Genomic DNA, 5,629 nt, shown 5'->3' on the forward strand with positions numbered 1-5,629 from the left:
CTGATTCACACGATCGAGGCGGTTCCCGCGTAAGCAGGGATCAGTCGTCAGTTGTTAGTCTGGAATCAAGTGTTATTCAAATTGCTAGAAGCTAACCGTCGATCTCGAACACGCTAACAACTGACAACTCCCATGAAAATCCTCGCCACCGTCCTCACCTCGTTGCTCGTTGCCTTCTGGATTGGCGTGATCTCCATTATCGTGATTCAGAACTTCACTCCGGTAGCGCTGAAATTTCTTGTGTTCCAGTCGATCGATATTCCAGTCGGAATTGTGCTGGCATTCAGCGTTGGAGCGGGAATTGTGGGTACTGCGATCGTGCAGCCCCTATTAGTAGACGTTTCTAGCGGAACTGAGGACGACGAGTGAAGGTTTTCTAAATCGAATACACCTGTCCATCAATGAGCAGACGAGTGATTCCTTTCGCCTGCAAATGCGACGTCGTCTTTTGCAGGACTCGACCATCGGGCAGCTTGATCACACGCTGAGTCCGCGGATTCGAGAATCGCTTTGCGATGCGGTGGTTGTCGAACACTGGCAGGGTTTTTTCCTGCACTTCAGCGGCAGGAATCTGCCCCAAATCGCCAAAATCACTCAGGGGACGCGCGATCAGCTCTGACGCACGATCGATGACGAGGTAGCAGGTTTTTGGAATCGGTGCATTGGAGAGCGGCAAAACTTCAACCGCCAAGCCATCCACTCGGCTTCCAACCAGCAGACCGCCGCTGGACAGGTCTGTTTCATCGTCCAAGCCGTCGTCGAGGTCATCATCATCCAAATCGTCGTCATCCAGATCGTCGCCCTCGTCGAGATCCAACAGCGCTTCCTGATCGCCAAGCTCCTCGCCCAACATCTCCTCAACCGCTGCCGCTTCTGGCGTACTGCTGCCGTTATTTGGCTCCTCGACCGCCGTTGAAAGCAGCGACGACACGGGGGCAAGGTCGATTAGCTCTAACACTTCTTGTTGAGGCTCTGGTTGAGGTTCCACTGTCTCAGCAGAGGAACGACGACGCGATCGACGCTCTGGTCCAGCCGGAGTCCGCGATATGATTTCCGGTAAATCGAGTTGAGACATCACTGGCTCTAGCGGCACTGGCTCTGGCAGCACCTCTTCTGCCTCCACCTCAGCAGCAGGCGTAGCCTCCACAGGTTGAGGCAGAGGAAGTGCTGCCTCAACTTCCTCTGGTGCCATTTCCTCTGTCATCACCTCAGCAGCAGGCGTAACCTCCACAGGTACAGGTTCAGCATCTACCTCCGTGGCAGTCGCAACTGGCTCAGCGGGCGATCGTCCCACTCGCTTTTGCTGAATCAGCGCCTCGTAGTCTGCTTCCGCCAGCCCCGTCTTCAGGATGCGGCTGATGGTGCTATTGCTCACACCATACCGCTCCGCCAGAGTCGAGGTTGTCTCTCTCGGTTGGCGATAGAGTTCTAGAATTTGCTGCTTATCGGACTCAGAGAGTTTGCGAGGGGTCATGTAGGTTCTACGGAGATAGGATCGCCTGCTCCATTCTATTCTGAACCGTCTAGCTTGGGTGCTGACGAGTTATGCGGATCGTCGCCGTCCGCCCGCACGACTTCTCGATCGACTCGACAGGTCGTGCTCCAGCGCTGCCCCAATGCCAAACAGCACACCGCTGAACACCCAGAACACTTCCAGCAATCCGCCGCTTTGGTAGTCAGGTAGGCGGGTGGTTGCGTACTTGAACCACATATCGGCAATGTAAAGCGAGAACGCTGCCGCCGCAATCATCCGCCAAGATTGGGCGAATCGTCCGCCCCAAAACGCCAGCAGTAGCGTCGTGGCAATAATGAGCAGCAGCACATCGATGACAACGTAGAACCAGCCCAGCGGCACTTCCAATGGCTTTAACAATTCTTCTACCGCCACTGCCCATTCAGGCGCGGGCGGCTGTTGCGCGGTAGAGAGTGGCGTCGTCTGATCAACAGCAGGCGGTGGGGCTAGGGGTTGTCCAATGGCAGGGGTTGGAGATGCTGCCGGAGTTGATGCTGCCGGAGTTGGGCTAGGCTTAGCGGGTGCCGCCTGTCGTTTGGCAGGTGCCGCAGGGGATCTTGTGGGTGAGGGCTTGGTGGCAGGGGCAGTCTGCGCGATCGCCGGTTGCACCAGTAGTGACGACCCAGACGGTAACGCAGGCGATGAGGAAATCAGCCACGCGAACAGAACTCCAATTCCAGTAATGGCAGCAACAATGCCCCACTGCCAAATCTCCAGGTTTAGTCGCCGCGCTGCCACAGCTAAAAACATGCCGATGATTAAGAGAATGTAGGTCAACACGTAAAAGAAGTCACCCGGAGAAACGGCAGCATCTCGCCCCAAGCCTGTTTCCCAGTAAGTGAACAATAATCCGCCCACGAAGTAGCACAGCATTCCTAAGCCAATGCTCAGCCAAACGTTGCGACCGCTAACGATCTGCGGGCTGCGCCAGTTTCTAAAGCAGAGTAACGCCGCCGCAAAATACGCAACCACTTCAAATATCGACGTGCCGATCGAGTACCAAACCGGTCGCCCCTGACCGGGCAGCGGCACACTAAACAGCAAAAAAAACAGCAGCGCAAATACTGCCCAGGCAATCTCTGCCAGAACGATCGCCTGCACCGAAAGGAACGATTTGGAACTAGATGACTTATCCAAAGAACTGCCCACCCAACGTCAATAAGGAAGATGCCAACCGTCAGAACCCAGAAACTGCCCTAAATGCAGGTGTCGAATGGTAATCGAAACCAGAGCCAATCGATCGTCTTCTGCACATTTCTTCAACCTACTAACGCCAGAGTTTACCGAGTGGAGAGCCATTTAGCCACATCTGAAACTGATTTCGATCGCTGGTAGAGAGATCTTGCAACGCATCGATCGATCGATCTACAAATGTGGTGTTGCCGAAGTATGCCTTTCCCAGCCGATGGAGTTCTTGAAGCAGTGTGTTGAGGTGGTGTTCTTGCCAGGCAGGAATGTGGGCGGCGTTGAGGGGGTCGATCGTCAACAGGTATTTCACCGCGTCAGGAGAGTCCGCTTGGGGAAAGCGCCACTGCTTGAACATTTCCCCAATTTCTTTCTGAAACAAGCCTGCCTGCCGTCCGCCTAACAAGTCCTCCACGTCGATATAGACTGCCTGAAGCATGAGTAGGCTGGCGCGCACGTAGGTAGGAGATACCGCGCTGCTTCCCGAAGCAGCTTCTGCTTCGACACCCATCTGCTCCAAGCGAATTTTGCCCCAGACGCTGTAGCGCTCTGGTTCTTCGAGCAGGACGCACGCTTTGCCCTGGTTATCGGTTAAATCGCGCCAAAACGCCTTTGCGTCTTCTTCCTGGCTGGCGTTGAATACGCTGATTAAACGAAAGGTTTGCCCCTGGTAGGTCAGAATCGGAATCGGTTGATCTCGCTTTGGGTGCTGAATGCTTGAAATTTCAACGTCCTGCCGTTTCAGAATAAACATGGCACTGCCGATTCTCTATCAGGGGGTGAGGGGCTGGAGTGAATGCGCGATCGAGAAAATTGTGTAGATTGCGATCTGCAGTTCGTCGAGGCGGGTATTCAAACCTTATCTTATTGGATTCCTGTGTTTTGAATGCCAGTGTACACTGCACTGGGAATTTTGCATGGAGAACTGTTAGAGTCTGCGTCGCGTTCTAACATTTCGTCGCCCTTGAACGTCCAGCTAGACACAGGTTACAGTAAGCTTATGTGCGTTAGGGTCCTTAGCTCAGTGGATAGAGCAACCGCCTTCTAAGCGGTCGGTCGTGCGTTCGAGCCGCACAGGACCCGTAAGGGTTTTAGCCGTTTTGTAGAGTGTTCTGGTAGGGTTAAAACTAACCAGAAACAACCTAAATTAGCGGTTAAAACGGGGAAGATTTGGGGAAGCAACTGACGATCGAATCGATCAACGAGTGGCTGAAGGCCAGCAAGATTCCGGTTCGGGTGCGGCGGCATGGGGACGCGCTGTGTTTGCGAGCGACACTACCACCCAAGCCAGGAAGCGGGCACACCGAGAACCATCGCTACGATTTATCGTTGGGACTGCTAGCCAGTCAGGATGGGCTGCAACGGGCAAAACTAGAGGTGCAGCGGCTAGGCTCGCTGCTGGCAATGGGGAGGTTCGATTGGGGGCTATATCTGGACGAACCTGGGCCAGAGAAGCGAACGATCGCGCAGTGGATTGAGGGATTCCGACGCGAATATCGGGCGACGCACACGCTGGCAGATTCAACCTGGGAGCGACACTGGCAGACGGTATATGATCGCCTGCCCCAGAACGCCCTGTTAAAGCCAGAGGTGTTGCTAGAGGCGGTTTTTGCGACTGAGGCTGATACGCACCATCGCAAGGAAACCTGCAAGAAGCTTCAGAAATTAATTGATTATTCAAACCTAAGAATAGATCTGCTCAAGTATCAGGGATCGTACTCTTCAAACCGTCCCCAAGTTCTGAGGGAGCCGCCAGCAGACGCGCTAATTGCAGAGTGGCGCGATCGAATTCCTACAGAGTCGTGGCGCTGGTTTTATGGCGTCTGTGCTGTATTTGGGCTTCGACCACACGAGGCGTTTTTCTGTCAGATGGAGTCGCCTTACCTGCTGAGAGTGCTTAAAGGCAAAACAGGACCGCGCCTAGTGCGAGCGTTTTATCAGGAGTGGAGCGATCGCTGGAACCTAATCAACGCTGACCCACCTGCGGTTCACGGCGACACTTTTCGGATTTATGGCGAACGGGCGTCGCGCCAATTTAATCGGTATGACGTGCCGTTTGATCCCTACGACTTGCGGCATCGGTATGCGATTCGCCTGTCGGTAGACTTTAGGCTGCCCGTGCCAATTGCGGCAAAAGAAATGGGGCACAGCCCGACGATTCATTGGAATACTTATCAGCGCTGGATCTCGCGGCAAGAGCAGGATCGGGTATATGCCGAAGCAATGGCAGATCCCGATCGTCCGCAGGCTCCTTAGTTTTTACGTGTTACCAAAACCTTAAACAAATAGATAAAACCCTGACAGAGTAAGGACTTTACAGGTTACAGAATTTTTTTAGATGGCGCGGCGCTTGTCAGGATTTTGTTGTTTGCGCTGCTGGCACATTGCGATGTGGTATTGATAGCGGGGCTTTTTGGACCCTGGCTTGCGGCGATCGGCTACTTCAGTCCCTAGCCGATACAGCCCAGACTTGCGGGCGTCGTTGAGGGCCTTAAGGCTGGGATAGCCCAGCACTTTGTAGGCGGCGCTGGCATCCAGCCACTCTGATTCAGGCGCACCAACGCCCAGCATGGCTGCCAACTTCCGACGAAGAATGGCTTCAACAACCGCCTCAAGTTCTGAGAGGGAAACGAATTTGTCAGCCATAGTACAAAGGGAGTCTGTAGAGCGGTTGGTAGTCGGCGGGAACCTCAACGTTGGCTGGAATAACAAATTCCAAGCCCATCTGCTTGCCCCAGTGATCGTCGTTATAGATGTGAAACTGGATGTCTCGATCTGCCAGCTGAGGGAAGTCTTTTTTGACCTCTGCTGTCAGGAGCAGAATGATTTCAAGGGTTTTGCTGTAGTTGTTGGTCTTTAACAGACAATGCCCTTCTGTGGCGTATTTGAAAATTTGCACTTAACTCTTCCGCTCCTGTCTCAGTTCGTGCA

The 5,629-nt window shown here is 53.8% G+C and carries 7 protein-coding genes and 1 tRNA gene; 3 read left to right on the forward strand and 5 right to left on the reverse strand.

The window, feature by feature from the left end:
• Nucleotides 1-132: 132 nt before the first annotated feature.
• The gene (locus tag H6F43_RS11800; RefSeq protein ID WP_190342958.1) at nt 133-369 is read left to right on the forward strand and encodes a DUF1049 domain-containing protein; all 237 of its coding nucleotides are present in this window, start codon (nt 133-135) and stop codon (nt 367-369) included.
• 7 nt (nt 370-376) lie between these two features.
• On the opposite strand, the gene H6F43_RS11805 is transcribed toward H6F43_RS11800, so the two are convergent.
• The 3 genes from H6F43_RS11805 to H6F43_RS11815 all read right to left on the reverse strand — a co-directional run bounded on the left by H6F43_RS11805 (nt 377) and on the right by H6F43_RS11815 (nt 3,452).
• The gene (locus H6F43_RS11805; RefSeq protein ID WP_190342959.1) at nt 377-1,474 is read right to left on the reverse strand and encodes a helix-turn-helix domain-containing protein; all 1,098 of its coding nucleotides are present in this window, start codon (nt 1,472-1,474) and stop codon (nt 377-379) included.
• Nucleotides 1,475-1,543: 69 nt separating this feature from the next.
• Entirely contained in the window at nt 1,544-2,662 is a 1,119-nt protein-coding gene (locus H6F43_RS11810; RefSeq protein WP_190342960.1) for a hypothetical protein, read from the reverse strand.
• Between the two features lie 118 nt (nt 2,663-2,780).
• Nucleotides 2,781-3,452 (reverse strand): Npun_F0813 family protein, encoded by a 672-nt coding sequence (locus H6F43_RS11815; RefSeq protein WP_190342961.1) that lies wholly within the window; start codon nt 3,450-3,452, stop codon nt 2,781-2,783.
• Between the two features lie 256 nt (nt 3,453-3,708).
• Between H6F43_RS11815 and H6F43_RS11820 the strand changes: the two genes are divergently transcribed.
• Nucleotides 3,709-3,781: transfer RNA gene (locus tag H6F43_RS11820), tRNA-Arg, on the forward strand.
• An 87-nt stretch (nt 3,782-3,868) separates the two neighbouring features.
• Entirely contained in the window at nt 3,869-4,954 is a 1,086-nt protein-coding gene (locus H6F43_RS11825) for an integrase (protein WP_190342962.1), read from the forward strand.
• Nucleotides 4,955-5,032: 78 nt separating this feature from the next.
• On the opposite strand, the gene H6F43_RS11830 is transcribed toward H6F43_RS11825, so the two are convergent.
• Nucleotides 5,033-5,344, reverse strand: coding sequence for a hypothetical protein (locus tag H6F43_RS11830; protein WP_190342963.1), 312 nt, complete (start codon nt 5,342-5,344; stop codon nt 5,033-5,035).
• Nucleotides 5,337-5,597 carry a hypothetical protein gene (locus H6F43_RS11835; RefSeq protein WP_190342964.1) on the reverse strand — a complete coding sequence of 87 codons (261 nt, stop codon included), beginning with the start codon at nt 5,595-5,597 and terminating at the stop codon, nt 5,337-5,339. Before H6F43_RS11835 ends, H6F43_RS11830 begins: the two co-directional genes overlap by 8 nt.
• Nucleotides 5,598-5,629 lie beyond the last annotated feature (32 nt).

Origin of the sequence: Leptolyngbya sp. FACHB-36 (assembly GCF_014695955.1) — a bacterium.
Taxonomy (GTDB): domain Bacteria; phylum Cyanobacteriota; class Cyanobacteriia; order Leptolyngbyales; family Leptolyngbyaceae; genus FACHB-36.

What these genes read in the sequence shown, in the direction of transcription:
- H6F43_RS11805 (WP_190342959.1), bottom strand. Translation starts at nt 1,474, where the DNA reads ATGACCCCTCGCAAACTCTCTGAGTCCGATAAGCAGCAAATTCTAGAA.
- H6F43_RS11830 (WP_190342963.1), bottom strand. Translation starts at nt 5,344, where the DNA reads ATGGCTGACAAATTCGTTTCCCTCTCAGAACTTGAGGCGGTTGTTGAA.
- H6F43_RS11800 (WP_190342958.1), top strand. Translation starts at nt 133, where the DNA reads ATGAAAATCCTCGCCACCGTCCTCACCTCGTTGCTCGTTGCCTTCTGG.
- H6F43_RS11815 (WP_190342961.1), bottom strand. Translation starts at nt 3,452, where the DNA reads ATGTTTATTCTGAAACGGCAGGACGTTGAAATTTCAAGCATTCAGCAC.